At 70.9% G+C, this 1,137-nt stretch carries 2 protein-coding genes; one reads left to right on the top strand and one right to left on the bottom strand.

Annotated elements, in window-relative coordinates:
• Window positions 1-215 (top strand): hypothetical protein (locus D7V88_RS43480; RefSeq protein WP_158625285.1); only part of this gene is annotated, 215 nt, incomplete at its 5' end.
• Between the two features lie 15 nt (window positions 216-230).
• Here D7V88_RS43480 and D7V88_RS41665 read toward each other — a convergent pair.
• Window positions 231-1,137 (bottom strand): ArsA family ATPase (locus D7V88_RS41665; RefSeq protein ID WP_158625284.1); only part of this gene is annotated, 907 nt, incomplete at its 5' end.

The raw sequence follows: 1,137 nt of genomic DNA, 5'->3' as shown, positions 1-1,137 counted from the left end.
GAGCCGGGGCGGTGGTGGGCCTGTGCATCGTGCCGGCGGTGATGCTGCTGCTCGCCGGCCCTGCCCTGGCCACGTCCCTGGCGCGCGAACCGCTTCCGGCGCCCCAGAACCTGCGCTCCCTGCGCTCGAACGCCCTGGAGCTGCTGGGACAGGCCCGGCGCGTGATCCCGCACCGGCTGCCGCTGTCCCAGCTCCTGCTGCCCGGCCCCCGGTAGGAGGCCGGCGTCGCGTCAGGCCGCCTTGATCTTCGCGGGCGGCGCGGACAGCGCGTACCACGCGGTGCGGAACGCCTTGAGTTCGCGCAGTCCGGCGGGGTGACGGCCCAGCGCGGGCGCCATCGTCACCGGCAGGCCGATCTTCTTCTCGATGGCCTTCGCCGCGTTGAGCTCCAGCTTGCGGCGGTTCTCGCACTTCTCGCAGGTGGACTTGGGGCCCACGCGGTTGACGAGCACCCGCTCCACCTGGAGCTTGCGCTCCTTCAGATACTCCACCAGCCGCTCCGTGCGGGACGCCGCCAGTTCCTCGCCGCGCGTGACGACCACGAAGCGCGACTCGCTGGGGGACGCCAGCGCGTCCTCGAAGCGCTTCACGTGCTTGATCATCCCCGCGATGTCATCCGCGAGATCCGCCAGGCCCTTGGCGCGGTGCTTGTTGAGCACCGTGTGCAGCGCGCCCAGCCACGTCTTCGCCGTGTCCGCCAGCTCCACCACGCGCACGGACATCACCACCGGCGACGAATCCACCACGATGCGCTTGAAGCGCTCCTGCACCAGCGCGTCGGTGAGGACGGACATGGCCGCCAGCTCGTCGATGCCCGGGGGCGCGCACTCCAGCAGGTTGCGCAGGTAGAGCAGATCCGCCGGCACGTCGTTGCCCGCCTTGGGCGCGCCCTCGAAGGCCTTCTCCGCTTTCTCCTTCAGCCGCTTGCGCAAGGCATTGAACCAGCCCGCCATGTCCAGCTCGCGCGCGTACAGGCCCTTGGTGCCCTTCACCTGGGTCTCGGTGTCGGTCAGCCGGCTCTGCAGCACGTCCGACAGCGAGTGCGCCGGATCCGTGGAGATGAGGAGCACCGGCCCCTCCTTCTCCGTCAGCGTCACCGCTGCGGCGGCCGCGCAAGAGGACTTGCCCACCCCGCCC

This window comes from Corallococcus terminator, from assembly GCF_003611635.1.
GTDB classification, from domain to species: Bacteria; Myxococcota; Myxococcia; order Myxococcales; family Myxococcaceae; genus Corallococcus; species Corallococcus terminator.
The sequence above is the reverse complement of the archived record's forward strand: the minus strand, read 5'-3'. Positions and strand labels throughout refer to the sequence as shown.